We start from the raw sequence: 1,570 nt of genomic DNA, 5'->3' as shown, positions 1-1,570 counted from the left end.
ACCTCATGCTCGGCCAGGCGGAGACGGCCGGGCTGGACGCGCCGGGGCTGTTCCCCTGATCGCGGACGGGACGCGGAGCCGGCGGCCCGGCTCCGAGGGAGGGCTGTGCAGATGACGAACGGGATCACGTCGCCGCCGAAGACCGACTGGAAGGACCTGAGGGGGATGCGCACCGTCGCCGGGGGCGTCACTGCGGCACGGGGCTTCGCCGCCTCCGGGGTGGCCGCGGGCATCAAGAGCGCGGGCGATCGCGCCGACGTGGCCTGCCTCTTCGCGGACCGCCCGGCCGCGTGGGCCGCGACCTTCACGCAGAACCGCTTCGCCGCCGCCCCGGTGAAGCTCGGGCGCGCGCTGCTCGCCGCCGGCGGGCCGCTCCAGGCCGTGCTCGTGAACAGCGGCAACGCCAACGCCGCGACCGGCGCGGAGGGCGAGAGAAGGGCGCGCTCGGTGGCGGCTGCGGTCGCCAGGGTGCTGGCGCTGCCCCCGACGCGGGTGCTCGTCTCCTCGACGGGGATCATCGGGCGCCAGCTGCCGGCGGCGAAGATCGTGAAGGCCGTCCCCGAGGCCGTCCGCACGCTGGCGGCGGACGGGGGCGGGCGCGCCGCGCAGGCGATCATGACGACGGACACCTTCGTCAAGGAGGCGGCGCTGGAAGTCCGCATCGGCGGCCGCCCGGTCCGCGTCGGCGGCATGTGCAAAGGGGCGGGCATGATCCACCCCCGCATGGCGACGATGCTCTGCTACATCACGACGGATGCCGTGGTCCCCCAGGGGCTGCTGCGCCGCCTGCTCGGGGCGGCGGTCGCGCGGACCTTCAACCGCATCGACATCGACGGCGACACGAGCACCAACGACACCGTGGTGCTCATGGCGGGCGGGGCCTCGGGCGCGCGCGTCCCGTCTTCCGGGCCGGAGCGCGAGCTCTTCGCGTCGGCGCTGCTCGAGGTCTGCCGGCGGCTCGCCGAGTTGATCGTGCGCGACGGCGAGGGGGCGACGAAGCTCGTGGAGATCGCCGTCGGCGGCGCGCGCAGCGACGCCGACGCCCTGCGCGTGGCGGACGCGGTCGCCAATTCCAAGCTCGTGAAGACGGCATGGTTCGGCCGCGACCTCAACTGGGGGCGCATGGCGGCGGCGGTCGGGTACGCGGGGGTGCCGGTCGACCCGGACCGGGTGTCGATCAGCCTCAACGGGAGGCAGGTCGTCGTCAGGGGCCGGGGCGTGGCGCCGGCCCGCATGGCGCGGGCGGCACGGGAGATGGAGCAGCCGGTGCTGCGCTTCGTGATCGACCTGGGGCTCGGCCGCGGCGCCGACCGGGTGCTGACCTGCGACCTGACCGACAAGTACGTCTACATCAACGCGGAGTATCCCACCTAGCCACGGAGGTCGGGCGTGTGCGCGAGGCGGCGGGCCCGCTTCCTCGGTCGTGGGTTTCCGCGGCCTACCGGCGAATGGGGCGGGGGCTCGCGGGCTGTAACTCGCCCTGCGGGCTCAAACAACAGCCCGCGTCCCTGCGGGACCGCCCTCGGCCCGTTCGCCGGCTTCACGGCCGCTCCACTCTATCTCCCTGCGG

General features: G+C 74.6%; 1 protein-coding gene. It reads left to right on the top strand.

Features of this window, described 5'->3' with window-relative positions:
• Positions 1-111 precede the first annotated feature (111 nt).
• Positions 112-1,374, top strand: a complete 1,263-nt coding sequence (gene argJ / locus VI078_04495; GenBank protein ID HEY5998546.1) for a bifunctional glutamate N-acetyltransferase/amino-acid acetyltransferase ArgJ — start codon at positions 112-114, stop codon at positions 1,372-1,374.
• The last annotated feature ends 196 nt before the right edge of the window (positions 1,375-1,570 follow it).

It is taken from the genome of bacterium (genome assembly GCA_036524115.1).
Classification (GTDB): domain Bacteria; phylum JAUVQV01; class JAUVQV01; order JAUVQV01; family DATDCY01; genus DATDCY01.
This window is presented reverse-complemented; position numbering and strand designations above follow the sequence as displayed.